Source organism: Bradyrhizobium sp. HKCCYLRH1034 (genome assembly GCF_051168375.1).
Lineage (GTDB): Bacteria > Pseudomonadota > Alphaproteobacteria > Rhizobiales > Xanthobacteraceae > Bradyrhizobium.
Window position 1 is genome coordinate 105,291 of record NZ_JBNPUW010000016.1, and the last position, 24,707, is coordinate 129,997.

17 protein-coding genes, 1 tRNA gene and 3 pseudogenes are annotated in these 24,707 nt (G+C 61.9%); 13 read left to right on the forward strand and 8 right to left on the reverse strand.

The window, feature by feature from the left end:
- The first annotated feature begins 276 nt into the window (after window positions 1-276).
- Together ACQR0W_RS29330 and ACQR0W_RS29335 are read left to right on the forward strand one after the other, a co-directional pair.
- Window positions 277-4,809, forward strand: a complete 4,533-nt coding sequence (locus ACQR0W_RS29330; protein WP_434840772.1) for an HTH domain-containing protein — start codon at window positions 277-279, stop codon at window positions 4,807-4,809.
- The gene (locus tag ACQR0W_RS29335) at window positions 4,796-6,724 is read left to right on the forward strand and encodes a hypothetical protein (protein ID WP_434840771.1); all 1,929 of its coding nucleotides are present in this window, start codon (window positions 4,796-4,798) and stop codon (window positions 6,722-6,724) included. Before ACQR0W_RS29330 ends, ACQR0W_RS29335 begins: the two co-directional genes overlap by 14 nt.
- Window positions 6,725-8,099: 1,375 nt before the next feature.
- On the opposite strand, the gene ACQR0W_RS29340 is transcribed toward ACQR0W_RS29335, so the two are convergent.
- Window positions 8,100-8,399 (reverse strand): hypothetical protein, encoded by a 300-nt coding sequence (locus ACQR0W_RS29340; protein ID WP_434840770.1) that lies wholly within the window; start codon window positions 8,397-8,399, stop codon window positions 8,100-8,102.
- Between the two features lie 177 nt (window positions 8,400-8,576).
- Here ACQR0W_RS29340 and ACQR0W_RS29345 point away from each other — a divergent pair.
- Window positions 8,577-8,969, forward strand: a pseudogene (locus tag ACQR0W_RS29345) (tyrosine-type recombinase/integrase); the annotation flags it as partial.
- 174 nt (window positions 8,970-9,143) lie between these two features.
- Here ACQR0W_RS29345 and ACQR0W_RS29350 read toward each other — a convergent pair.
- Window positions 9,144-9,220: transfer RNA gene (locus ACQR0W_RS29350), tRNA-Pro, on the reverse strand.
- A gap of 229 nt (window positions 9,221-9,449) precedes the next feature.
- On the opposite strand from ACQR0W_RS29350, the gene ACQR0W_RS29355 reads away from it, so the two are divergent.
- The 4 genes from ACQR0W_RS29355 to ACQR0W_RS29370 are packed head-to-tail and all read left to right on the forward strand — an operon-like array spanning window position 9,450 to window position 12,956.
- Window positions 9,450-10,448 (forward strand): L-threonylcarbamoyladenylate synthase, encoded by a 999-nt coding sequence (locus tag ACQR0W_RS29355; RefSeq protein ID WP_315828346.1) that lies wholly within the window; start codon window positions 9,450-9,452, stop codon window positions 10,446-10,448.
- A gap of 18 nt (window positions 10,449-10,466) precedes the next feature.
- Complete coding sequence (locus ACQR0W_RS29360) at window positions 10,467-11,894, forward strand: FAD-binding oxidoreductase (RefSeq protein ID WP_316171385.1); 1,428 nt, start codon at window positions 10,467-10,469, stop codon at window positions 11,892-11,894.
- A gap of 15 nt (window positions 11,895-11,909) precedes the next feature.
- Complete coding sequence (locus ACQR0W_RS29365; protein ID WP_316187350.1) at window positions 11,910-12,365, forward strand: GNAT family acetyltransferase; 456 nt, start codon at window positions 11,910-11,912, stop codon at window positions 12,363-12,365.
- A 9-nt stretch (window positions 12,366-12,374) separates the two neighbouring features.
- The gene (locus tag ACQR0W_RS29370) at window positions 12,375-12,956 is read left to right on the forward strand and encodes an NUDIX domain-containing protein (protein ID WP_316187349.1); all 582 of its coding nucleotides are present in this window, start codon (window positions 12,375-12,377) and stop codon (window positions 12,954-12,956) included.
- A 159-nt stretch (window positions 12,957-13,115) separates the two neighbouring features.
- Here ACQR0W_RS29370 and ACQR0W_RS29375 read toward each other — a convergent pair whose 3' ends face one another.
- Window positions 13,116-13,886, reverse strand: coding sequence for an SOS response-associated peptidase (locus ACQR0W_RS29375; protein WP_316171382.1), 771 nt, complete (start codon window positions 13,884-13,886; stop codon window positions 13,116-13,118).
- Between the two features lie 86 nt (window positions 13,887-13,972).
- Between ACQR0W_RS29375 and ACQR0W_RS29380 the strand changes: the two genes are divergently transcribed.
- The 4 genes from ACQR0W_RS29380 to ACQR0W_RS29395 all read left to right on the forward strand — a co-directional run bounded on the left by ACQR0W_RS29380 (window position 13,973) and on the right by ACQR0W_RS29395 (window position 15,844).
- Complete coding sequence (locus ACQR0W_RS29380; RefSeq protein WP_315828341.1) at window positions 13,973-14,494, forward strand: hypothetical protein; 522 nt, start codon at window positions 13,973-13,975, stop codon at window positions 14,492-14,494.
- A 65-nt stretch (window positions 14,495-14,559) separates the two neighbouring features.
- Complete coding sequence (locus tag ACQR0W_RS29385; RefSeq protein WP_316187348.1) at window positions 14,560-14,979, forward strand: NUDIX hydrolase; 420 nt, start codon at window positions 14,560-14,562, stop codon at window positions 14,977-14,979.
- 31 nt (window positions 14,980-15,010) lie between these two features.
- Window positions 15,011-15,409 carry a TIGR02301 family protein gene (locus tag ACQR0W_RS29390; RefSeq protein ID WP_315717206.1) on the forward strand — a complete coding sequence of 133 codons (399 nt, stop codon included), beginning with the start codon at window positions 15,011-15,013 and terminating at the stop codon, window positions 15,407-15,409.
- 168 nt (window positions 15,410-15,577) lie between these two features.
- Window positions 15,578-15,844, forward strand: a complete 267-nt coding sequence (locus ACQR0W_RS29395) for a hypothetical protein (RefSeq protein WP_315717207.1) — start codon at window positions 15,578-15,580, stop codon at window positions 15,842-15,844.
- A gap of 853 nt (window positions 15,845-16,697) precedes the next feature.
- Here ACQR0W_RS29395 and ACQR0W_RS29400 read toward each other — a convergent pair.
- The 4 genes and pseudogenes from ACQR0W_RS29400 to traA form a co-directional block, all read right to left on the reverse strand.
- Window positions 16,698-16,997: a hypothetical protein gene (locus ACQR0W_RS29400; RefSeq protein WP_316187347.1), complete on the reverse strand. Its 300-nt coding sequence runs from the start codon at window positions 16,995-16,997 to the stop codon at window positions 16,698-16,700.
- A 263-nt stretch (window positions 16,998-17,260) separates the two neighbouring features.
- Window positions 17,261-18,613 (reverse strand): transposase, encoded by a 1,353-nt coding sequence (locus tag ACQR0W_RS29405; RefSeq protein WP_434888677.1) that lies wholly within the window; start codon window positions 18,611-18,613, stop codon window positions 17,261-17,263.
- Window positions 18,614-18,825: 212 nt separating this feature from the next.
- Window positions 18,826-19,014, reverse strand: a pseudogene (locus ACQR0W_RS29410) (helix-turn-helix transcriptional regulator); the annotation flags it as partial.
- Window positions 19,015-19,130: 116 nt separating this feature from the next.
- Window positions 19,131-22,142, reverse strand: coding sequence for a Ti-type conjugative transfer relaxase TraA (gene traA / locus ACQR0W_RS29415; RefSeq protein ID WP_315718661.1), 3,012 nt, complete (start codon window positions 22,140-22,142; stop codon window positions 19,131-19,133).
- A gap of 171 nt (window positions 22,143-22,313) precedes the next feature.
- Between traA and ACQR0W_RS29420 the strand changes: the two genes are divergently transcribed.
- Both ACQR0W_RS29420 and ACQR0W_RS29425 read left to right on the forward strand, forming a co-directional pair.
- Complete coding sequence (locus tag ACQR0W_RS29420; protein WP_315718660.1) at window positions 22,314-22,640, forward strand: conjugal transfer protein TraD; 327 nt, start codon at window positions 22,314-22,316, stop codon at window positions 22,638-22,640.
- A 1-nt stretch (window position 22,641) separates the two neighbouring features.
- Window positions 22,642-22,908: a conjugal transfer protein TraD gene (locus ACQR0W_RS29425; RefSeq protein ID WP_315718659.1), complete on the forward strand. Its 267-nt coding sequence runs from the start codon at window positions 22,642-22,644 to the stop codon at window positions 22,906-22,908.
- A 655-nt stretch (window positions 22,909-23,563) separates the two neighbouring features.
- Here ACQR0W_RS29425 and ACQR0W_RS29430 read toward each other — a convergent pair.
- A pseudogene (locus ACQR0W_RS29430) lies at window positions 23,564-24,631 on the reverse strand (IS91 family transposase); the annotation flags it as partial.
- Window positions 24,632-24,707: the final 76 nt, after the last annotated feature.

A 24,707-nucleotide genomic window follows, 5' to 3' on the forward strand; every position in this document is an offset into this window, starting at 1 on the left:
CGCGAGACGAGCCCGGCAGCAAACCTATATTACGTCTGCAAGTCGAGCTTCGCGCATATCTTGGCCCAGATCGAAAAATCGATCGATAGACTATAGATTTTCATGCTCCCCGCCAGGTTGAAGACGAAGCCTACACCACCAGGGTTATGATGGGCTATTATCGCGCAAGAATCGGCCGGTCTCATTCGATTTCAAAACCGATCGTGCCGCCATCGACGGAGGGGCAAACTGGCGGACATTCTTCTCAAATCAACGACCGAGAGAATCAACAGGCACGTGGTGTTCATCCACGGCCTCAAGCGCGCTGGTCACGTTCCCTGGATGTCGTCGGGAACGCCTCAGGAGTTTTGGCCACTTTGGCTTTCGAACGATGTTGCCGAACTCGGCATTTGGAGCATTGAGTACGACTCCGCGCCCACCCTTTGGCGCGGGCACTCCATGGCGCGAAGCGATCGTGCGAACAACATCCTTCCCTTGCTGCTCTCTGAGGAACGTTTGCGGAATGGAGAGATTGCGTTCGTCACGCATAGCTTCGGTGGCTTGGTCTTCGAACAAATATTGCGCATTGCAAACGAGCGTGCCCGGAATGAACCGGCTGTTGCGCATCTTCTGAACCGTATCCGGCGGGTCACATTTTTAGGGACGCCGCACCGCGGGGCGGACCTCGCCAGTTGGGGCGCCCGGCTAGGATTGATCATGCGCCCTTCGAATGCTGCGCAGGGCCTCCCTCGCAATGATCCCGATCTTCGGGACTTGAATCAGTTCTATCGGACCTACGCACATCAAACCTCAATTGACACCCAATGTCTCGTCGAAACGCGGCCTGTCCGCATTCTAGGGATGATCGTCAAGCCCGATAGCGGGGATGTCGGCCTGCCTTCGCCACCCATTCCGGTTGATGCCGACCACTTTCAGATCGCCTCCCCAGAGTCACCGGCATCCGAGGTTTATTGCCATATCCGGGATCAGCTGAAAAAACCGCTTGAGCTAAAAACGCTGCTCGCCGATCCAACTTTCTTACAGGACATTGCGATTTCAACGCAAACGACCTCCGCCGCGGTTGCCCGTATTGAAGAACGACTGCTTTTAACGCCACAGCCGGCTTTGCCCGCGCCGGAATTGCCTAGTTCGCTAGTGGATGCCGAAACGACCCGCCGCATGCAGCGCGTGCGTCGCATGCGTTTTTTCGTCGATTCAACGCACATTGAAGAAGCCCTTCAGCTTTCTGATGAACTTCTCCGCGGTCAGCTTAGGGCAACTTCAGCTGCAATGAAAGCGGATGCCCTTGCCTGGTGTGCACGACTCCTTATGTCGAAGCCGGAAGAAAGGAAAGAAGCGTTTCGACTGCTCGATGAAGCCAAGCGGATCAGCCGTACTGAGAATGTCTCGATCGCTGAAGCTATCGCTGATTCATACAATGACGACGTCGCGACAGCCCTACAGAAATTGTCGAAGCTGAACTCCGCCGAAGCACGGGCGGCATCATTTATTATTGTGACAAACGCAAAGGATGGCCGAAATCCCCTAACCTGGATGGCGAGAGCCGGCCTTTCGCCGGAGCAGATGTCACCTGACGGAAAGTTCTTTGTCCTCAAGCAACTGCTCGACAACGCGCGATGGGACGATGCCCTCAACCTCGTTCGGACGCTGACGTCCGACGATTATGAGCAGACGCCCGTGCTCGCCTACCTGTCCGCGGGCACGTACCTGGTCCAAGCTACGCCGCAGGAACTACGGCAGGTCATTTTCTGGCAACTGCCGTTTGATTCAGCGTCGATTCCACTGTCTGACGACGCCTCGTCATTAGATGAACGCCGAAAAGCAATCGATCTCTATGAGCAGACCGCAACGTTTGCTTCAGCCCTTGGATGCACCCGGGTAAGCAACGATGCTAATGACCGCGCATTATGGCTGCGCCTACGCGATCCCGCGACGATGCCCGGAGCACGCACCGATCTGCAAGCGAGCATGCGGGACCCCGCCCACTCCTTGAGGCGACTACCGCTTGCCTTGCAATTCGGATTGCGTCTGGACCTTCAAGCAGTGGAGCGCGAGATCGATCGTCAAGAAACTCTCACTGACGGCAACTCACTAGATGTAGCGCTCGCGCGCTTCAGCATGGCGCTAACGAAGCAGTCGCCTCGCGATACGGCGGACTACATTCAGAAGTACAAGTCCCAATTAGAGAAATATCTCAATCCGTTCTATGTCGTGGCCGTCGAAATTGAGGCGCTGGCCAAGTCAGGGCAGATCGAGTTGGCCGAGCAGCGTTTTCAGCAACTCCCGCACCAGGCCGATCTCAAGGGCGAGCGCGGCCGTCTCGAACGGATCATCGCGGAAGCAAAGGGGGCAAATCCAGTCGAGGCGCGCGAAGAAGAGTTCAAGAAAAGCGGCTCGCTGCCCGATCTCGTGAATTTGGTTCAACAACTTGTGGAGCTGCGCGATTGGCCGCGCTTGGTGACGTATGGACAGGAATTCTTCGACCGAACGCACGGTTTACCGGCCCTCCGAGCCCTCGCAGAGGCTTTGTTCGAGACGAAGGCTTTCGAAGACCTTCTAACAACTCTTTCGCAGCATCCCGACCTTGTCGCCCAGTCACCGTTTCTGGCGGCCTTACGAGCATGGGCTCTGTTCCGGACCGGTGATCTCGACGCTTCAAGAGAAGCGTTGGCGCGGCTTCGCTCCGTCCGCGACGACGCCAATGATCGGATTCTCCAGGTCAATCTGGCCATAGCATCCGGGGACTGGACGACGCTGGCCGCCTTCGTGGAGCAAGAATGGGATAATCGCGCCGATCGAACCGCCGGAGAATTGCTAAGAGCTGGCCAGCTCGCTCGCCAACTCGGATCAGCACGCTCCCGCGAATTGATTGTTGAAGCCGCCAACCGCGCCGATGACGCCCCTGAGATCTATCTCGGATGCTATGGCGCTGCTGTGAGCGCGGGATGGGAAGACGCACAGACAGCGGCGTGGCTCGAGAGGGCTGCAATCTTGTCGGGCGACAACGGTCCTGTGAAGAGGATGTCGTTCAAGGATGTCGTCGACCTCCACCCCGAATGGCAAGAAAGACAATCCCGCACAACAGAACAACTCCTCGCAGGCGATCTTCCAATATTCGCGGCAGGTCATCTCCTTAATCGCACGCTGTTCGATCTATTTATGATGCCGGCTCTCGCAAATCCCGAGACTATAGATCCACGCAGGCGGACCGCCGTTTACGCGTACAGTGCCGCCCGAGGGCTATTCACATCGAGCGCCAAATCGGCAGCACTCGATCCGACGGCGCTCATGACGCTTGCGAATCTAAAACTGACAGAGCGGGTCTTTGCCCGATTTGAGAAGATCGTCGTGCCGCATTCCACGCTCGGTTGGCTGTTTGAGGAGCGTCAGCGCATTCAGTTTCACCAGCCCAGCAGGATGGACGATGCGCGCGAAATTAGGAGCCTCCTGAGCTCGAATCATCTTACGAGGTTGGAGCGAACCACTACTATAGATGATGCGCTCGCGTCCGAGGTTGGTCCTGACCTCGCGGCGCTGCTCGCCGAGGCTACACTTTCGCATCAGAACGGACCGCAAAGGCTCGTTGTTCGATCCGCGCCGGTCCATCGGATTGGTTCATTGATGGAGGAGGATGCTGATCTTAGCAAATATGCAAATCATTTGTGCGGCTGTGCGGAGGTTATCACCGCGCTAGTGCAGCGCGGTCAACTTACACAAGCAGAAGAACAGCGTGCCCGAGCCTACTTGAAGCTTCACGAAACTCCTTGGCCGACGACGGTTTCGGTTCGCCCAGGAGCTCGCTTATATCTCGACGGCCTATCGGTGACCTATTTTCAACATCTCGGCATCCTACGGAAGTTGCGTGACGCCGGTTTCACCGCGGTCATATTACCGGCTGACATTGATCAGAGCGACAATTTTGTGAGGTACGAAGATTTATCTCGCAGAGCTCTCTCGATTATCGATGACCTGCGGCAGTCTTTGGCCGCGGGCATCGCAAATGGAAAGGTCGTTCTCGCACCGTCGGTGACGGAGCAAGGAAGTCAGCTTGACCGGCTCCAAAGTCACCCAAGCTTCGAGATATTGAACGCCGCGCGAATTGCTGACGTGTTAATTATTGACGATCGCCATTTCAATCAGCACGGCAATATATCGGGAGACTTCGGTGCGAAGCAGATATGGACAACGTATGACGTCCTATCATTCCTGTTCGAGCCGCACGAATTCCGCGAACACATCACAACGTTGCGGCGCGCCGGTTATTGTTTTGTACCAATACGTGTTGATGAGCTCGTCGACCTGCTCAGGACGGCAAATGTCATTGATGGCGTGATCGTAGAAGCCGCCGAGCTTAGGGCAATACGGGAGAACCTTCTGCTCGCTCGGCTTACCGGAAGCCTGCAATGGCCGAAGGAAAGGACATGGCTTGATAATCTCGCCTTTGTTTTCATCGAAGCGATCAGGTCCCAGTGGCAAGACAATATCGATACCGAGATCGCATCCGCCAAGTCGAGCTGGCTGTCCGCGCAATTCGACATCCGCGACTGGGCGTCCCAATATGGGAAGGCTGAAACGCCGGGATCCGCCAACGTCCGGTTTCGTGGGCTTGTTCTATCTTTAAGTTTGTTAAACAAGAACGTGCAGCTGAAAACTAAACAGCGCTATTGGGAATGGCACGCGAAAACATTCTTGGAGCCATTGAAGGAACAGCAGCCAATTGTTTACGCCGAGCTCGTTGAGCAGGTCCGTTCTGTAATCATCGCTGGGTCAAAGGACGGCAATAATGGGGGTAGCGATGACAACAGCTGATACAAGAGAAGCTGCGATTGCCGGCCTCGCGCTCTTTCCGCCGTCGCTACGGATATCCGCCCTGGAGAGCAAGAGCTTCCGTGACGAAGTTGGAGTGAGTGTAGATGCGATTGTCCAGTTTGATGGGATTGGAGTCGCTTTCCGGAGATCGACTCTCTTCAAGAATATTCGCGCACTCCTATCGGGGAGCATTGCGAACGCCGAGATATTGGACCGGAACAATCAGAGCTGGACTATTTCGCTCGACGAGAAGAAGCATGGAATTCGGATCACTGCTGGCGGTCGAACACATGTAATCCCTGATTTCAGCTGTTTGCACCACGATGCTGATCGTCGCCTGGCCTGGTTTGATGCCGAAGCGAAAAAACACAACGTTAACGATAACGATTTGGAAGCGTGGCGGCGGGTACTTGCTGATAGGGAGATCGACGACGAAGAGGTCGATGGGCTTCTCAAGCAGTTTCGTCTCACGCCAAGATACGTTGCTGCGGCGATCAAAAATGCGTTGCGCCAAAAAAATATTAGCATAGAAGCACTCGTCCCGGACGAGGTGACGTACTTCGACCGCCTTGTTGGAAAGCCTGCACCGGACCACGACCTCAAGCAATTCTTTGAACATGCAGTGAGGGAGGGTGATGACCTCGATCTCCCAGCCGCTTTTCTGCTGTCTAGCCACCTTTTCGGCACCCAAAACATCGCGCTGGAAACGGTTGATCCTGCCAAGGTTCTCGAGTTCTTTGACTGGGCCGAGCACGCGGGCGATCGGTTCACGCAAGTTGGTGCGGTCGAATGTGGATTGAAGCATCTCGATAAGATGCCTCAATTGGCACCACATATTCGCGGCATCATGCGGACCATCGGATCAGACGATCCTGCCAGCGAGACTGGTCGACTGGAGCTCCTCTGTGTCCTTATCATACTCGTCGATGGCGAGCTTGCGCGCGCGGGACTCTGCCGGGAACGGCAACCCTTTTGGCGTCGGCTTGCCGCTATCGCACATGCATCTGTTATTGAACGCGCGATAATCGAGGTCAATCTGCTGCCTGACGATTTCCTTGCATGGTGCCGGCAAAGCAGGGGGTTGTATTTTTATCTGCAGACCTTCGTCGATATGAGGCGCGAGCCGCGTTGGAACCCCGACCTCTTATCGGCCCAACAATTGAAGGCCGAGTTTGTCGGAAGAATTGTCGCTGCCGTGCCAGAAAATGTCGCGACCAAATTGGGAGAAGGCTCCCAAGAATTATTCGATAAAGCTTCCGACAACAGCCTTGTCGCGCAAGTCTCATTTCCCTTTTCGTACTTGCCTGGCCCGTTGGAGGGGGGTCAGAAACCGGTCGCTACGATGCCTCAAGACATCGAAGACAATCTCAATGAGATGCTCAAAAGCGAAACGCTCACGGCGAAATCTTTTGTAACGCTCGTCAATAGCGCCTTGCTATTTCCACTCGATGGGGAATTTGCACGGCTTGCTGCGGAAGGTCTTGCGCGCGCGAAATATGAGCTCCCCAATATTCAATCCTCAGACGAGGCATTTCATTTACTCGTCGGCCTGGCGATTGTCGCTGCGGTAACGAGAAGCACGAAATTAGCCGCCGAGGTTAGGATATTATTGCGCTCAGTGAGGCGAAAGCCAGATATCGAAATCAATCAACAAAATGCTTTCCGAATTTGCCTGCTTGCGGCCGCCGCCTTCACCGAGCTTTCCGATTGGGCAAAGTATATCGGCGAGTGTGCAACCGAGCTGTCGTTTGAAGATATGTCCCGCGAGTGCGTTGTCACCCTCTGGAATTTCGTGGAGGTGCTGAGACAGCTTGAGCCCACCTTATGGCAAACAACGTCGCGCGCTGACGCCGCCCTGCAGGCCGCGTTTTCGTGCTGCCCGCCGGATACACCGGAGGTGGCAGACTGCAGCTAGAAGCGTCACAAATGTCGTGCGCAGAAAAGACCCCATCCTGCGTTCATGCTGCAGGGAGCCGCCGCAAGAGCTTGGTAGTGATTGAAATCAAACGGGAATTTTGCGAACTGCTTGCACCGGAAATATCAGAACGGAATTGTAATTCTTGCGATGAAATAGGAGGTTTTCAGGTGGTTGGGGCAGGAGCGATCGAACCTGCCTTCGTCGGTCAACAGATCAATACCGAAGCGCTCCCGCGCCTAATATCCCCAAATACCTCGCGAATCTCTGGACTTGGAGCGAGGCACGCGGTTCGATACGTATCCAAGAAGGCCCACCAGAAAGATCTATGGGTTATGGGCTGTGATTTTGCATCGCCCCTCACCGCACCAGATACGTCCACTTTTCGTTCGTCTACAGCTGGGAACTTCCGCACGGTCGCGTTCACTAGCGCCGGAAATGTTCACCCTCAAGGACGGCGGCTCCTATTCAACTACGGCACGCCCGAACGAACTCAGACCTGGATAAAACTTGGAGGCAGGGTCACCCCAACAGGCTGCACCAGTTTCGCACCAGAAAACAACCTGAAGGAACCGCGATAAACGAGATCGAAATCGAGTAAAAGACAAGGAAACTCAACGAATCGGGTCAATCTCCTCCCGCTCATAACGGTCTGGTCGCCGGTTCAATTCCCCTGGCTTCTCGTGTGTACAACAGGTCGCGGATGAGTGGCGGGCCGGCGGATGGGGTGCTGCACCAGGAACGCACCATTTTGCTCGAAGTCGGATTGCTTCGAGATTGGACTGGTGCCGCTCCTCCGAGCGCGCCGGATAAATGTTCTCCCACCCCTCTCGGGGTTGTCCTTTGCGCGCGAAAATCTGCGACAAGCTTCGACCCGGCAAATTCGTAACTCACGAGGCTTGCGACGATAATGTAAGTCGCCAGTGACCAGACAAGTCCCGCGATCTGCGCAGAATCCAAACGACTGCCGCGACTTGTTGAGATTGAGGCTGTTGATGCCGAAGCGAGTCACGCAGCCTATCGCTGGCACGATCGACCCATCTGCACCACTGCGCTTAGACGTTGCTGCCAAAATAGCCTTCCCGGATGGGTCTATGACCGCTTCAGGTCTGCGTAGAGAAGGTGCTAGAGGCCGACTGACTCTCGAACGGATCGCGAATAAAGACTATACTACCCTTGAAGCTATCAGGGCCATGAGGGAGCTATGTCGCGTCCAAGCAAAGGGATCAGACTCTACAAGAGAAAGGCCCGATACCGAGACGGAAAACTTGTTCATCAGGCGGTCTGGATCATCAAAGATGGAGATCGCCATATCGCCACGGGATGCGTTGCGAGCTCGACTGAAACGAAACCGCCTCGAGAGGCAGAGCAGGCCCTAGCGGATTACATCGCCGAAAAGTATCAACCCGAACGCCGCCGGCAGGATATCGAGGATATCGACTGTGCTGACGTACTGTCGATCTATCTGACCGATATCGGCGAACCGGGCGACCAGTTCGAGATCGGAGCTAGGATTGACCGCCTCAATGAATTCTGGGGCGGCAAGAGACTGTCCGCGGTCAATGCCCAGACCTGCGCCGCATATGTCAGGCATCGTGGCAACCGCGGTGGTGCACGCCGGGACCTGGAGACATTTCGTGCTGCCATCAACCATCATGCGAAAGAAGGCTTTCACCGGGGCTTAGTGCGCGTGTCACTTCCGCCGAAGGGAGCTCCGCGCGACCGATGGCTTACGCGACAGGAAGCTGCCGCGCTTATTTGGCATTGCTGGCGGCATCGAGAGAAGCAGACGATCCATTCAGGAGCGTCGAAAGGTGATCCGGTCAGCACGAACCGTCGGCCACTGAGACATGTGGCCAGATTTATTCTGATCGGCCTTTACACTGGCACTCGGGCTGGAGCTATTGCGTCAGCCTCGCCGTATACGGAGCGGGGCCGCTCTTACGTCGACCTTGAGCACGGGATATTCTACCGAAAGCCGATCGGGAAGCGTGCAACCAAGAAGCGCCAGACTCCAGCGCCCATACCCCCGCGGCTGCTCGCCCACCTGCGGCGGTGGAAAGATCGCAAGCTGATCGCCACGTGCTTCGTCGAGTTCAACGGCAAGCCGGTTGCATCGGTAAAGAAGGGGTTCAGCAGAGCCGTCGGGTTGGCTGGCCTGCCCGGCAAAGTCACCCCGCATACCTTGCGCCATACCGCCGCGACCTGGCTGATGCAGCGGGGCGTATCAATCTGGGAAGCAGCCGGGTTCCTAGGAATGTCCCCGGAGATCTTGCAAGACACCTATGGCCACCATCACCCCGACTACCTGCAAGGTGCGGCGGTTGCGATCGGTCAAAAGGGCTTCAATGTTTCGGTGGCCAAAACGGTGGCCAGCCCCATCGAAGATCGTACGCAGGAGAGAAACTCTGGGAAAAAATGGTCGGAGCGGCAGGATTCGAACCTGCGACCCCTGCGTCCCGAACGCAGTGCTCTACCGGGCTGAGCCACGCTCCGACTTGGGAAGCCGGCTTATAGCGTCGGGTTTCCGTCTTCGCAAGGACACAAGGCAGGAAATCGCATCGAAATCGTCGATCGTCGGCGGAGGGGTTAACTGCTTGAGGCCGTGGGGCTTTGTCCGGCGGCCATGGCGCGAGCGCAAGGCGACAGGCGATTTGCGCGCTTCATTCGGACGTCCGCGCCCGCTATAGCCGAGCGCGGAAGCCACCGCCGTCCCGTACCATCGATGCCCGCCCCAGACATGCAAGCGATCGAGACCAGGATCCTGCCCGCCGACGCGGCTGGAATCGCGCAAGCCGCGGCGACGTTCGCGCGCGGCGGACTGGTCGCGTTCCCGACCGAGACCGTCTACGGCCTCGGCGCCGATGCGGCCAATGCCGCGGCCATCGCACGCCTCTATCAGGCCAAGGGCCGGCCCGCCTTCAATCCGTTGATCGCCCATGTCGCCGATATCGCGGCGGCGCAGCGTATCGGCCGCTTCAATGCCACCGCCGAGCGTCTGGCCGCTGCGTTCTGGCCGGGACCGCTGACCCTCGTGGTGCCGCAGAGCGACGGCTGTCCCGTCGCCGACCTCGCCACCGCCGGCCTCGATACGGTGGCGATCCGCGTGCCGGCGCATCCGACCGCACAAGCTCTGCTCATGGCGTTCGGCGGCGCCGTCGTGGCGCCCTCCGCCAACATCTCCGGCCACGTGTCACCGACCACGGCGGCGCATGTCGCGGCCGATCTCACCGGGCGAATCGACCTCATCCTGGACGGCGGGCCGGTCGAGGTCGGAGTCGAATCGACCATCGTCGGCTGCTTTGATGCGCCGACGCTGCTGCGCCCGGGCGGAGTTCCGAGCGAGGCGATCGAGGCCGTGCTCGGCCGTGTGCTGGCGCGGCCCGCCGCAGAGACCGAGACGTCCGAGCAGCCTCTGGCACCGGGCATGCTGGCCTCCCACTATGCCCCGTGCGCCCGCGTACGCCTCGACGCCAGCGAGGTCGCGCCCGGCGAGGCGCTGCTCGCCTTCGGACCCACCACCTTGCCCGGAGCCCACGAGGCCGCCGCGATCCTGAACCTGTCGCCCTCCGGCGATCCGGCAGAGGCGGCGACGCATCTTTTCGGCTATCTTCGCAGCCTCGATGCCAAGGGAGCGCGCAGCATCGCGGTGATGCCGATCCCGAACGACGGACTGGGCGAGGCCATCAACGACCGGCTGCGCCGCGCCGCCGCGCCGAGATAACACTGGAAGCGACTAAGCATGAACATCAGCCAGCCTGCCCTGCCGCCGCTGCCGCCCGATTTGATCGCGCAATTCGCTGCCATCGTCGGCGAGCGCCAGGCGCTGACCGCGGAGACCGACGTCGCGCCTTACGTCACCGAGGAGCGCAACCTGTTCCACGGCCGCTCGCCGCTGGTGCTGCGCCCAGGCTCGACGGCCGAGGTCGCCGCAATCTGCAAGCTTGCCAGCCAGCATCGCATCGCGCTGGTGCCGCAAGGCGGCAACACCGGCCTCGTCGGCGGCCAGACGCCGCACAATGGCGAGGTGGTGGTGTCGCTCAGGCGCATGGACAAGATCCGCGACGTCGACACCGCCTCCAACACGATGATCGCCGAGGCCGGCGTCGTGCTGCAGGTGGCGCAGCAGAAGGCTGCCGAGGTCGACCGCCTGTTTCCGCTGTCGCTCGGCGCCGAGGGCAGTTGCACCATCGGCGGCAATCTCTCGACCAACGCCGGCGGCACCGCCGCGCTCGCCTATGGCGTGGCGCGTGAGATGGCGTTGGGGGTCGAGGTGGTGCTGGCCGACGGGCGGGTGCTCAATGCGCTGTCGAAACTGAAGAAGGACAACACCGGTTACGATCTGCGCAATCTGTTCATCGGCGCCGAGGGCACGCTCGGCATCATCACCGCGGCGAGCCTGAAGCTGTTCCCGAAGCCACGCGCGATCGAGACCGCCTTCGTCGGCCTCAAGTCGCCGGAGGACGCGCTCAAGCTGCTGGCGATCGCGCAACGCGAGGCCGCCGGCAGCCTCACGAGCTTCGAGCTGATCGCCGCGATCGCGCTCGACTTCTCGATCCGCCACGCCGCTGGCAACCGCGCGCCGCTGTCGGGCGCCCATCCCTGGTTCGTGCTGATGGAACTGTCGTCGTCGCGCGAGGATGCCCGCGCCACGCTCGAGACCATTCTGGAGCAAGGCCTCGAAGACGGCATCGTCGACGACGCCGCGATCGCCGACAGCCTCGCCCAGCGCATGGCGTTCTGGAAGCTGCGCGAGGACATCTCTGCGGCGCAGAAGCCGGAGGGTGGCTCGATCAAGCACGACATCTCGGTGCCGGTCGCCGCGGTGCCCGCCTTCATTGCCGAGGCCAATGCCGCCGTGGTGAAGCTGATGCCCGGCGCGCGTCCGGTGCCGTTCGGCCATCTCGGCGACGGCAACATCCACTACAACGTCAGCCAGCCGATCGGCGCCAACACCGCCGACTATCTCGCGCGCTGGCACGAGGTCAACGCGGTCGTGTTCGAGATCGTGCTGCGCATGGGCGGCTCGATCTCGGCCGAGCACGGCATCGGCGTGCTCAAGCGCGACGAACTGCCTGACGTCAAGGACCCGACCGCCATCGCGCTGATGCGCGCGATCAAGGCACAATTCGATCCGCTCGGGATCATGAATCCCGGCAAGGTGCTCTAGGCTGTCGACGCTCCCATGGATTCTGCTCCCGCTCTCGCCATTTCCGACATCACCGATGCCGACGTGCCCGCGATCATTTCGCTGTGGCAGCGCTGCGGCCTGACGCGGCCCTGGAACGATCCGGCCGCCGACATCGCGCTCGCCCGCCGTGGCGACAGCTCTACCGTACTGGTCGGCCGCAGCGGCGGCGCCATCGCAGCCTCCGTCATGGTGGGCCATGACGGCCATCGCGGCTGGGTCTACTATGTCAGCGTCGATCCCGCGCATCGCGGCCGCGACCATGGCCGCGGCATCATGGCCGCCGCCGAGGACTGGCTGCGGGCGCGCGGCATCGCCAAGCTGATGCTGATGGTGCGCGGCGACAACACCAAGGTGCAGGAATTCTACCAGGCGCTCGACTATGCCGTGCAGGACAGCGTCGTGTTCTCGAAATGGCTCGACGGGCGCCCGCCGACGCCCGGCATGAAATAGAGGCGAGCGATGAGCATCTCCGACCGCATCCGCGTCCACGAGACGCGCGTGCTCTCCGACCATTACGGGACGCTGACCTCGACGAAGTTCGAGTGGCGGCGCGACGACGGCACGTGGCAGATGCAGAGCCGCGACGTGTTCGACCGCGGCAACGCGGCGGCGATCCTGCCCTACAACCTCGCCCAGCGCAGCGTCATCCTGGTCAAGCAGTTCCGCTATCCCGCGTTCGTCAACGGCCATGACGATCTGCTGATCGAGGCCGCGGCCGGCCTGCTCGACGACGCCTCGCCGGAGGAGCGCATCCGGCTCGAAGCCGAGGAGGAGACCGGGTTCCGGCTGCACGACGTCAAGTTCGTGTTCGAGGCGTTCATGAGCCCGGGCGTCGTCACCGAGAAGATCCATTTCTTCGTCGCCGAATACGAGCCTCACATGCGCGTCGGCGCCGGCGGCGGGCTCGCACATGAGGGCGAGGAGATCGAGGTGCTGGAACTCTCGATCGACGACGCGCTCGCGATGATCGCCGACGGCCGCATCCAGGACGCCAAGACCATCATGCTGCTGCAGCACGCCGCGCTGAGGATCTTTGCCTGAGCGCGGCCAACGCTCGGTCGCGGGTCTTGCTCCTCTGTCGTCCTCCGCGAAGGCGGGGGACCCAGTATTCCACCAGCAGCCGTTTCGGCACGAGAGGCCCCGGCGCACTGGATCCCGCTTTCGCGGTACTGACGATCTTCTCTGTCGAGATATCCCGCCTCAGAACAAACTCCCCTGCCCGTCATCCGCAGGCGCAGGCGAAACTTTGCGGGATGCAACCTTCTTCGCCGGCTTGCGCTGCGCGTCCTCGGCGGCACGCAGCTCCGCGGTCATCGGCAGCAGCAGCTGCTCGTCGTCGTTGGCCACCGTGTTGACGCGCGTGGAGACCTCGTACCACGCGAACTCGCCCTCGCGAGGCGCGACCAGCAGCCGCATGGCCTCCTCAGGATCATCGGAACGGCAATCGAGCCACAGCGCGAAATCATCCGGCCTGATCGTCACGGGAACACGATGATGCAGCGTGGCGAGATCGCGGCTCGCAGCCGCGGTGACGATCGCCACCGTATCGACCTCCTCGCCGTTCGGCCCGCACCAGGTCTCGGCGAGGGCCGCGAAGCCGAGCGGCGCGCCGTCACTGCGGTGGATGAAGAACGGCCGCTTGCGACCATCGATCACCTGCCACTCGTAATATCCATCAGCGGGCACCAGCACGCGGCGCCGCCGGATCGCATTCTTGAACGCCGGCTTCTCGCGTACGGTCTCCGAACGCGCATTGATCAGCAGCGTGAAATTACGGGGATCCTTGACCCAGGCCGGAATGAATCCCCAGCGCATGAGCCGAAAATGCCTGATGTCCTGATCCAGAAGAACTACGGGAATCGGCTGGGTCGGAGCAATATTGTGCCGCGGCGGAAAGTTCGGCTGCTCCTCGTAGCCGAAAATCTGCCTGAGAGCCGCGGGTGGTGAAGTGATCACGAAGCGTCCACACATAATCTCACTCAAATCGTCGTGTGTTCAGCACCTTTTAACTTGGGTTGCCAACACTGCAGCGGATGACCGCAGCGGCGACCCATTCCGTGCCTACCGATCGCACGACCCAACGACCGGCGGGCAGCGCCATTGACCCGGCGCGGGCCGCGATGCTGCGCGCCGCCAACATCAATCCGCGCACCGGGCTCGCCACCGACTATCTGAATCATTTCAACGAAGCCGTGATGCTGCTCGAAATGATTCCCGATATTCCGGAATGCGCCGAGGATTTTCTGGCGTGGTCGCCGCTGACCTATCCAGAACATTTCACGCACACCAATTTCAAGGCCCGCGATCTCGTCATCGAGGCCTATGAGCAGGCCGACCCGGCGATTCGCGACAAGTTCGATCATCTCACGAAGACCATGACCGACATCCTGCTCGCGGTCGGCAGCGCGATGCGCGCTGCCAAGCAGGACGCCACCAAGGCCAAGCTCGCCGAGCAGGCTGCGGCGTGGGTCAAGCCGCTGGTGACGCAGGCCGGCGGCATCATCAATGGCGACATCGAGGTCGACCCTGACCCGGTCGACGAGGTCGACACCGTCGATGCCATCATGGCAAGCTTCTGAGCAGCACGGGCTACCGGCCCGGTCGTCTTCACGCTACGGCGCAGACCACGCCTGGAGCCATTGGCATGCCCCCCCCGACGCCGCCCCGCCACCCCCAACTCGCCGTCAGCGCCGCCATCTTCCGCGACGGCAAGCTCCTGCTGGTGCGCCGGGCGCGTTCCCCTGCCAAGGGCGTCTACACGCTGCCCGGCGGCCGGGTGGAGCTCGGCGAGACCCTGCACGAGGCCGTCGCGCGCGAGGTCATGGAGGAAACCGCACTCTCGATCGCAATTGTCGGGCTGGCCGGCTGGCGCGAGGTCCTGCCGGCCCAGGGCGGCGGCGGCCACTATGTGATCCTTCCCTTTGCGGCCCGCTGGCAGGCCGGAGAGCCCCGCCTCAACCCGGAACTGGACGACTTTCAGTGGCGCCTCCCCGATGCGCTCGAGGGCCTCACGCTGACTGACGGACTGCCGGAGATCATCGCCGCCGCACGGACCCTGGTGTAGGCGCCTTGCGTCCGCCGTCCGGCAAAGGCATATGACGTCGGTGTTCCCCATGATCCCCAAGCGCCTCCTGGCCGTCCTCATGCTCGTTGCCGCCTGCGCCATTGTGCCCGCGCGCGCGCAGGATGCGGCCGCGCCGTTCGATGGCGATCTGCAGCGGCTGGCCGAGATCCTTGGAACCCTGCATTACCTCCGCGGCATCTGCGGCAGCAATGAAGGCGCCAAATGGCGCAACCAGATGCAGGCTCTGATCGATGCCGAGACGCCGTCGGGCGAACGCCGCGCCCGGATGATCGCCGGCTTCAACCGCGGCTATAACGGCTTTCAGCAGACCTACCGGACCTGCACGCCGGCGGCGATGGTGGCGATCCGCCGCTACATCGACGAGGGCTCGAAGATCTCGCGCGACCTCACGGCGCGCTACGCCAACTGATGGCCCATGGTTGACGGCGCGCGGGCGTTATCCACGTTTGCGTTAACCTTGTTAACCTTTCCTAAAGAACTGGCCTAGGCGTCCGCCGCCTGCGTGGTAAACCTCACTGGTCCGGCGCGTCCGCGTTCGGAATTCAACGCGCCTCGCGGCCCCGCCAGACTGAATTCAATGAGCTTTCCCGTCACTTTCAGCGCCCTCCCCGCCGTCCTGCCCGACCACGAGCAGAAGCAGGCCGCGCTCAGCTACCTCAACGAAGCCTGGGCGGAAGCGCGCCATGACGGCGTCGACGGCGACTGCCTGGCGCAGGCCAGCCTGTTCGCGGCGCTGGCCGAACTCGTCACCACCTATGGCGAGGACGCGGTGGCGACCTTCGTCGAAGGCCTGCCGGAGCGCGTCCGCAACGGCGAGTTCTCGCTGTCGCGCGCGACGCAGTAGGTTCTCACGCTCCTCGCGGGCAGCCCGGATGCGCGCAGCGACATCCGGGGTCTCATCCGCAGCCTCGTTGCCCCCGGAAATCGCTGCGCTCATCCAGGCTACGACAACTACGTCGACAAGCTCCGCGTCATTGCGAGCGCAATGACGGAGCCAAAACGAAGAGCGCCCATCGGGGCCGAGATCCGTCTCCACATCTCAAACAGCATCGAGACACGCCTCATCGTCCTCGCGGCGCGATGCGTCCGAGCGATGACCGACGTTCGGCCCTCATTCAATCGAGGGCGCAGGGAAGGCTGGGCGTCGGCTGACGCCCATGGCCCCCGTGCGAACAAAAGTGCACGGGGCAGGAACCACAGGTGCAGCCGGATGAGCCCAGCCTTCCCTGCGCGATGGTTTTAACGCTTCTTTCGCGCTCTCCCTGGGGACCGGCTTGATTGCCCCCATCGCCTGCGCCGATGCTCTCGCATCACGCTCAGGCTTGACCTCGGCATCGGGAGGCCAGGACCACGCGACTTCACGTCCGCATCGGGATTGTTCGTCCGCGCAGCCAAAGCCACGCTGCAACCCGACACGTCCACCGCCTGCCCGCCTCGCGTCTCGTGACGACCGCGCGTACGCCCCTCTCGTTGAGGCGGGATGGGTGGAGGATAGACACGTATTCTGGAAAAACGAAAGTGAAATCTTTCGCCCGGAAGGGGCTGCGGGCGCGATCACGTTGAGACAATGCGCAAAATCGCCGTTTCGGCACATGTGTTTCGTGTAGTTGCGGCGAGCGCAAACGACGGCGTTGCAGACCAGATCGCGCAACTGATTCGCCCGACGGGCTTTCTTGCTTGGCGTTTCTTGCGGCGCTTCAGTCCCAATCCATTCCGCCAATGACGCCAAGAAACCAGCCGCCGATAAAAGCGGCCGTAAGCGCCATGAGATGGATCGTCGCGGAGGGACCAAGTTCCTGGTTGTCTTGAACATGACTAAGTCCAATCAACCCAAGCTCAAAAATTGCCGCGCAGAATACAGGCCAAAGCGCCCGCCGCCGCGCTGCCAGCCGCCGGGCCGGGCCAGCCCCCCGAGCGTTCCGTGATAGAGTCATGGATCGGCGAAGCGACACCACGGCAGTCAAGACGACCACGATCATAAAGGCGATGAAGTACACCGGACATTATCCTTGGGGCCAACCGTACCGTCTTGAAGGTCACAGGCGAATAGCGCGAACCGGTTTCCTCAACCCTAAGAAGACAGCAAAATACAGCCGTGTCCGAGCGCTGTTCCCGGGCCCCTGCTTCCGGTTGAGAATCAGAAGCAGACCTTCACGCGAGCCGGCGACCAGATCCGTTATGGGCCGATTCCGTTGAAAAAGTCGGCAGTAGTTTCGTCGTGAACGCCATCTGTTTCGAGGACGAATTGGCGCGGTGTGGTTCACGCGGGCGTCAGCGCGGGCATCGGGATCAGCTTGGCCATCTTACGAAGGTTCTGAGCGGCTGCAGCGAGGGTGAACTCGTCGCGTGCGCCGTTCGGCCCTCTTAGTCGCAGCCGATCTAGCTTGAGGATGCGCTTGAGATGCGCGAACAGCATCTCAATCTTCTTGCGGAGCCGGCGTGAAGTGCGGCCTTCCCATGAGCTTGCGATCTCGCGTGCCATGTCGCGAGCGCCCTCGTAGATCGAGCGCGGCACTTTTCGAGCCGGGGTGTTGGGGCAACACCTGCTTCTTAGAGAGCATGCTTGACAATCGCGCTTGCTCGCACGGTAGAGGACCGTCGTGTCGTTGTTCACCAGCGTCCCTGTAGTGGTGAGGGGTTTGCCAGCGGGACAGCGATAGACGTCCCTGGTATGGTCGTAGGTGAAGGCCTCACGCGAGAAGGTCCCGTCGGTGCGGGCCGACTTGTCGAAGACGGTCACGTGCGGCTCGATCCCGTGCTCGTAGACCAGCCACCCGAGCATCTCAGCGGAGCCATAGGCGCTGTCGCCGAGAAGCCGGCTTGGATAAAGATCGAACCTTTCGATTGAACGCTCAATCATGCGCTTGGCGGCCAATACTTCTGCCTGGCGGATCGCCGTGGTCGCCTCGACATCGACGATGATCGCATTCTCGACGTCGACCAGATAATTCGTCGAGTAAGCGAAGAAGGCCTGGCCGCCGTGCGCTCCCGTCCAGCGCGCCGCCGGGTCGGAGGGCGACACGAACTTGGGCGTGACCTCCGTCGCGGCACCGAACGCGGCATCATCAAGAACGGCAAGATACTCGTCGATCGCTCGACCCGCGGCCTCCGGCGGAAGCCCCTTATCGCCTTCGATTCCCTTCTGTCGGTTGGCATCCGCCTTGATCAGGCTCGCGTCGACTGCGAACCCTTCGCCGCCGACCAGCCGCTCCCGGATGCAGCGGCGCAAGACGGTCTCGAACACGCGACGGAAGAGATCGCTCTCACGAAAGCGGCCGTGCCTGTTCTTCGAGAACGTCGAGTGATCGGGGACAGCTCCATCCAGACCCAACCGGCAGAACCAGCGGTAGGCCAGATTGAGGTGGACTTCATCACAGAGGCGCCGTTCCGAACGTATGCCGAAGCAATAGCCGATCAGGAGCATCCTGATCATCAGCTCCGGATCGATCGAGGGCCGGCCGATGTTGCTGTAGAACGGTGCCAACTCCCGTCGCAGGTCCTCGAAGTCGACGAACCTATCGATCGACCGCAACAGGTGGTCGGCTGGGATGTGCCTTTCCAGCGAGAACTCATAGAACAACGCAGCCTGTTCGACTTGCCGATGCCCCATCATGACCTTCAGTCCCGCCAATTAGACAGACTGAATCACCGATATCTCTGCGCCGCAACTGGCGACTTTTTCAACGAAATCGGCTGGAAGGGGACGCTGCTGACTTGATCGAAGATTCAGCTTCGGGTCAGATGTCGCCTTTCGGTCCTGCCGTGCACTACTTCCGGTTGGCCCCCGGAGCGGACATCGCCCGTGCAGGCGACGGACAGGCATGTCGGACGCCACGCCGCGGGATCGGCGATCCATCGGTTGATGTCGGATTCCCGCCAGCCTGCGCCGTTGACGCTGATCCTGAGTTGGGCTGGGAATGTGCCTTCGCCGATCTTGCGGTAGATGGTGGATCGGGACAGGCCGGTACGGGCAAGAACGGTTTTTAGGCGGACGATCCGATCTGGTTCGCGCATGGCTGCGCTGCCTCCTGCTGACTGCTCCTGATCTACACAGAGCAAGCAGTCGCGCGCGCAAGGGCGTTTTTCAAGGCGTCGTACTGTGGCGTGCAGACGGCGGCAAACAGGCTGGGTCAACGTTCGAGGCCTCGGTCTCTTCCAAAGCCTATGCCATGGGCGATGGCCAATTGCTGGCCGAGCCGGCCACCTGATTCGAAGGCGATGCCGAGGTCTTTCCTGCGGCTGGCGAGGACGGACTCCAGTTGTGGATCGCGTTCGAGGCCTTTGGCCATGTCGCCCATCGCCGCGCGCGTCGCCCTATAGCCGGACCTGTCGCCGGCCTGGTACTGGCGCTGGCTGGTGTGATCGAGCTTCTGCCAGCGCTCCACGAAGCGGTCGGCGCGGCGGCTCGGATCAATGCGCAGTTCGGTCTCGAGCTGGAGCGCGCGGACGGCGCGGTTGAGGCGTCCGCCGGCGGCCTCCCGGACCAGCTCGGGGTTCTTCTTGTAGGCGGCCTCAGCGTCGTGGGAGCCATAGGGACGCACCTTTTCGAAGGCCTGGCGGGCGGTCTGTAGCTCTTTGACCTGTTCGGGGCTCGCTCTGCCGCCCGTCTCATGCGCCGCGAAGATCGCATCCACGGCACGAGCATGGCGCACCAGCGCCCGGGTCCGCACGCGACGGGCTTCCGCTTCGGGATCTTGCGCCACGGTCCTTGCCGGCACTTCGGCTTCGCGCCGGTCGGCTGCCGTGCCGATGTTTTCTCTTTCGGGGGATCCCCGCTCGGGCCGTCGTCCGCCATCCCGGTCGAGCACCTCTCCAGGAACGCTAAGGCCGTCGAACATGCCGCGCAGCTTCTCCGGCACGGCCTTGCGCACGATCTCGGCCACGCGCTCGCGGAACGTGATCCCGCGCCGCGCGGCGTAGCTCTGGACGGGATCGGCACGGTCGTAATCCGAGGCCATGTCCTTCGACCGCTCGCGCGACAGGGCACGGTTGAGCCGATCCGCATCGATAAAATCGTCGCGGCCATAATGCAGGTCCACGCTGTCGCGATGCCGCGACAGGGCGACATAGCTGCTGTGGGCGTCCATGCCGGGCGTTGCCAGTACATGGACCCGGTCGACCGTCACACCCTGCGCCTTGTGGATCGTCGCGGCATAACCGTGGTCGATCCGGTTGTAGTCCTTGAGGTCGAAACGCACGGATCGGCCATCGTCGGTCTGCACAGTCATGGATCGCACGCTGACCTGCTCGACGGTGCCCAGCGTGCCGTTCTTCACGCCAAGGCCGCGCTCGTTCTGCAGGAACATGACGCGGTCTCCGCCGGCGAAGTCTCTCGCCCCGCGCTCGACCGCTACTCGCACCTCGTCGCCGAGATCGCCAGCGGCCCGCATCCGCTCGCGCGCTGCCTCGTTCAGCGCCTGCACTTCGTCATTGGTGTGGGTCAGGATGATCCGACTCCGATCCGGTGATGCCTGCCGGTCGCGGTCCCAGCGCTCAATCAGATCGCTGCGCGCCTGCTCGCGGGTCTGGGCCTCATGCACCATGCCGTGGGTGCGGTAGGCCTCGAGCGCATGGCCTACTTTGCCGGTCGCCAGATCGCGCGTGGCGTCGCGCTGCCAGTCCTCCCGCTGACGCCGCACTTCGCCGATCTCGGCGCCGCCGTGACGCTCATGGATTGACCGGAACGCAGCGCCCGCCTCGATGGCCTGCAGCTGCTGCGGATCGCCGACCAGCACCACCTTTGCGCCAGCCTCGGCAGCATGGGACAGCACGCGCTCAAGTTGCCGCGTACCGACCATGCCGGCCTCGTCGATCACCACCACATCGCTCGATTTGAGCAAATCACGGCCTTGTTCCCAGCCATGCTCCAGGCTGGCAATCGTGCGTGACGATATACCCGATCCGCTTTCGAGGTTTTCCGCGGCAATGCCGGACAGCGCCACGCCCCGGACCTCGAAGCCGGCCGCTTCCCATGCCTCCCGCGCCACCCCCAACAGCGCGCTCTTTCCCGTCCCGGCATGTCCGATAACGACGCCCAGATCGCGTCCATCGGTGACGTGCGCCAAGGCGTCAACCTGCTCGGATGACAGCAACAGGCCGCGCGCTTCCGCACCCGCCAGAGCGGCCTGGCGATCCGCGTCGCGCACCTCATGGCGCTCCCGTTCCGCCATCAGTTCAGCGGCCCGGTGCAGGCGCTGTTCTGCCTCGATCATCCCGCGGGTGGTGAACCGATCCTCGCCGCGGGCGTCCTTGCCGAGTTCGACCAGATCGGGCGCTCCCTGCAGTGCGCCCACCACCTCATTGAACTGGTCGAGCCCGTCGCTATGCCGGTGCGCGAACCTCGCCATATCGCGACGGGTGAAGGTCGATTGCTGCAGGGTGATAGCGTCCAGTCCAAGCAAGGGATCGGCGATGATCCGCGCACCATTGCCGCGCGCGATCTCGCGGTGCATCTCGGCCCGGTCGGCCTCACCGACTTCTCCAGCGACGCCCCGAACCTCAATCCGTTTCGCCGGCGCGCCGATCTGGCTTTGCGGCTCCAGCGCGATGCCCTGGGCTTCCAGACTGCGATGGTCGATCCGTGCGTCGATGTCGAGCTCAGCCAGCCGCTCATTGGCGAGCTCCGCCCAGCGTTCGCGCCAGCGCTCGACCATCTCGGTGCGATTCCAGTCTCGTACCTTCTTGCCAAAGCCGTTCTGATCGACCGCGCGCAGGGTCAGCATGACATGAGCATGAGGTTTCGGCAGTCCGTCCTCGGCCCTGTCCCAATGCACATTGAGATCGGCGATCATGCCAAAGTCCACGAACTCGCTCCGAACAAAATCACGGGCTAGCTCGATGCCCTGCGCCTCACTCATCTCGCGCGGAAGCGCAAACTCCACCTCGCGGGCCAGCTGGGCATCTTTCCGGATTTCGAACGCTTCGACATCATTCCAAAGCCGCTCGCGATCGCGCCATGCCTCCGGCGCGTTCCCCGGCAGCATCACCTCGGAATGGACGACGCCGCGCTTCCCGGAAAAGTCTTGCTCGCGGCCGAGCCGCTCGTCGCGCAGCCGCGAAGCCGAGCGATAGGCGGCCGATGCCACCGCACTGCTCCCGGCCTTCCGGCCAATGACCTTGACGTAAAGATGGTAGATCGCCATCGCGATCCAATCACTGGCACAGCGAAGCGCACGTCGGAACGACGTATAAGCGCGCCCTCCCTCGAAAAAATCTCGGGAGGGACCAGCCCGTCCCGGCCAGTCCCGGCGACCTTACAGCATTGTGCCGGGCGCTCGGCTATCATTTCTCTATCAACGCGGATGGAAACGACGATGCGCAAGCCTAGGGACTTTGATGCTGAACTGAAGGCACTTGGGGACAAGGCGCGTGGCCTTAAGAGCCGCAAAGTGCAACAGCTCGGCGAACTGGTGATCGCTACCGGAGCCGACGCGCTAAGTGCCGATGAATTAGCGGGAGCACTGATCGTGCTGGCCGAGACAGAAGAGGCCGGAAAGAAGGAGGCATGGGCCAGGCGCGGGACCGCGTTCTTTCAAGGACGAGCGCGGCGAAATGCGCCAGCAACTGACCGCGACGTGGACGGCCCTCCGGCGCAACCGGGTGGCTCTCAACCGGCATCAGTCCGCAAGGGCGCGGCATGACATGCGCACGTGGCAGGTCGAGCGCCGCAAGCGCACGCGGCATCTCATCGAACTCGGTGGGCTCATCGTCAAAGCCGGTATCGCGGACCTAACTGGCGATGATCGCGCCACTATCCTTGGCGCGTTGCTTTGGATGGCTGCCAAGCTCAAGAGCGATCAAGGCGAACGGGCACGAGCGCTGTGGGCCGCGAAGGGGAAGCAGGCGCTCGAGGCGGACACTGCAACACACAAGGGGATAGATCGAACTGTCTCAGCAGTTCGTCGTTGATGCACAACAATTGCAAACTACCGCCAGATGGCTCGCCATCCGCGGTCGGTCCTGAACCACATCTGGTCGGCGGTCTCCTCGTCGCTTTGAACGCTCCACCCTTCGACAAGGAAGATAACGGGGCGCGTCCCAGCAGCGGGGGAACCGACGGCCGAGCCAGCAAATCCCGGATGAGCGCTACCACCGCAACCACGGCGCAGGCAATGAAAGTTCCGCGGTCAACGATCATGTGACGGCTCCTTGCCGCTCTAAGTAACCTCGTGCCAACCGCGATGATTTAAAGGCAGAGCTGCCACGGTTGATGTCTGTAAATGTGAAGGGTTTCGGATGCCGGCCGCATGATTGACGGCGCGGCACATTCGGGCGGCCGGCGTCCGAAAGCCTCCAAGGGAGGAAACCGCGCATGATGGGCAGGACTGGCGCGGCAGGCTCTATGGGGATTTGAGCGCTGCAGGTGAGCTGGCCGATTGAGTTTGAGCCGGTGCAGCGCGCGACGCGGCGGCGGTGCAGTCGCTGAACGGGTGGTGCACGGCCCCGGTCTCGACGTGTCGTCTGCGGATTGACGAGGACAGAGGAACGTTGGGGCGGACGCCGCCGTGACCGGTCGATGAGCGGCAGGCACTGCGAGCAACTTTGCACAATGGCGGGTGCGCGGTCATGAGGTATCGATCCTGATGGCGCCGGTTGGTGCGGTCGGTTGGTGACGCGGCGTTGCGCCTCGCTCAAAGACCTTGATGACGATCATGCGGCCGCCGCAGCATGGACAGGGCGACTTGGCCATGTCGACGATGGTCTCGGCCGGCTTATCCTCACGATCCCTGACGGCGAGCAGTTCGCGCGCGCGTGCGACGTTGTCGGCGCAGGCGCCCCGCGCCAGCAGGCCGTAGTGGCGGATGCGGTGGAGGCCCTTCGGCAGCACGTGGATGAGGAAGCGGCGGATGAACTCGTCTGTCGCGAGCGTCATCCGCTTTTGACGGTCGCGGCCGTCGACCCGGTAATCCTTCCACCGGAAGGTGACGCCGTGCCGGTCGAAGGCGATCAGGCGGCTGTTGGAGATGGCGACGCGGTGGGTATAGCGCGACAGATAGGCCAGCACGGCCTGTGGCCCGCCAAACGGACGCTTGACATGGACGACCCATTCCGTCTTGCGCGACGCTGCAAGCCATGCGGCGAACGATTGTGCTCCGGCGAGATGAGCGTCGTTGCCGAAGAAGCTCAGGCGCCCGGCCTGGTGGAGGGCGGCAAGACGCTCCAGGAACAGCCGCCGGAACAGGCGTGAGAGCACGCGCACCGGCAGGAAGAACCCCGGCCGGCAGGAAACCCAGCTCCGGCCATCGGGCGCGATCCCGCCGCCCGGCACGATCATGTGCACATGCGGGTGATGGGTCATGGCCGAGCCCCAGGTGTGCAGCACAGACATGATGCCGATCCTGGCGCCGAGATGCTTCGGGTCCGAGGCGATCGTCAGCATGGTCTCGGCCGAGGCCTTGAACAGCAGATCGTAGACGGCGGCCCGGTTGTGGTAGGCGATGTCGGCGATCCGGGCCGGCAGCGTAAACACGACGTGATAATACGGCACCGGCAGCAGCTCAGCCTCGGGGTCGGCGAGCCACTGCTTCGCCGCGGCGCCCTGGCACTTCGGACGGTGCCGGTTGCGGCAGGAGTTGTAGGCGATGGACGTGTAGGCGCAGTCCTCGCAGCGCGCGACATGGCCGCCGAGGGCTGTTCTGGACGGAGCGGCTTAGCGCATGAAGCGCTGCACCGGAATTCTGTGCTCGTCCTGAGCTGCCACCGAAGTT

Coding starts and splice junctions, on each gene's coding strand:
- ACQR0W_RS29335 (WP_434840771.1), top strand. CDS start 4,796: ATGACAACAGCTGATACAAGAGAAGCTGCGATTGCCGGCCTCGCGCTC.
- ACQR0W_RS29355 (WP_315828346.1), top strand. CDS start 9,450: ATGCCCGCCCCAGACATGCAAGCGATCGAGACCAGGATCCTGCCCGCC.
- ACQR0W_RS29360 (WP_316171385.1), top strand. CDS start 10,467: ATGAACATCAGCCAGCCTGCCCTGCCGCCGCTGCCGCCCGATTTGATC.
- ACQR0W_RS29365 (WP_316187350.1), top strand. CDS start 11,910: ATGGATTCTGCTCCCGCTCTCGCCATTTCCGACATCACCGATGCCGAC.
- ACQR0W_RS29370 (WP_316187349.1), top strand. CDS start 12,375: ATGAGCATCTCCGACCGCATCCGCGTCCACGAGACGCGCGTGCTCTCC.
- ACQR0W_RS29375 (WP_316171382.1), bottom strand. CDS start 13,886: ATGTGTGGACGCTTCGTGATCACTTCACCACCCGCGGCTCTCAGGCAG.
- ACQR0W_RS29385 (WP_316187348.1), top strand. CDS start 14,560: ATGCCCCCCCCGACGCCGCCCCGCCACCCCCAACTCGCCGTCAGCGCC.
- ACQR0W_RS29390 (WP_315717206.1), top strand. CDS start 15,011: ATGACGTCGGTGTTCCCCATGATCCCCAAGCGCCTCCTGGCCGTCCTC.
- ACQR0W_RS29395 (WP_315717207.1), top strand. CDS start 15,578: ATGAGCTTTCCCGTCACTTTCAGCGCCCTCCCCGCCGTCCTGCCCGAC.
- ACQR0W_RS29405 (WP_434888677.1), bottom strand. CDS start 18,613: ATGATGGGGCATCGGCAAGTCGAACAGGCTGCGTTGTTCTATGAGTTC.
- traA (WP_315718661.1), bottom strand. CDS start 22,142: ATGGCGATCTACCATCTTTACGTCAAGGTCATTGGCCGGAAGGCCGGG.
- ACQR0W_RS29420 (WP_315718660.1), top strand. CDS start 22,314: ATGCGCAAGCCTAGGGACTTTGATGCTGAACTGAAGGCACTTGGGGAC.
- ACQR0W_RS29425 (WP_315718659.1), top strand. CDS start 22,642: ATGCGCACGTGGCAGGTCGAGCGCCGCAAGCGCACGCGGCATCTCATC.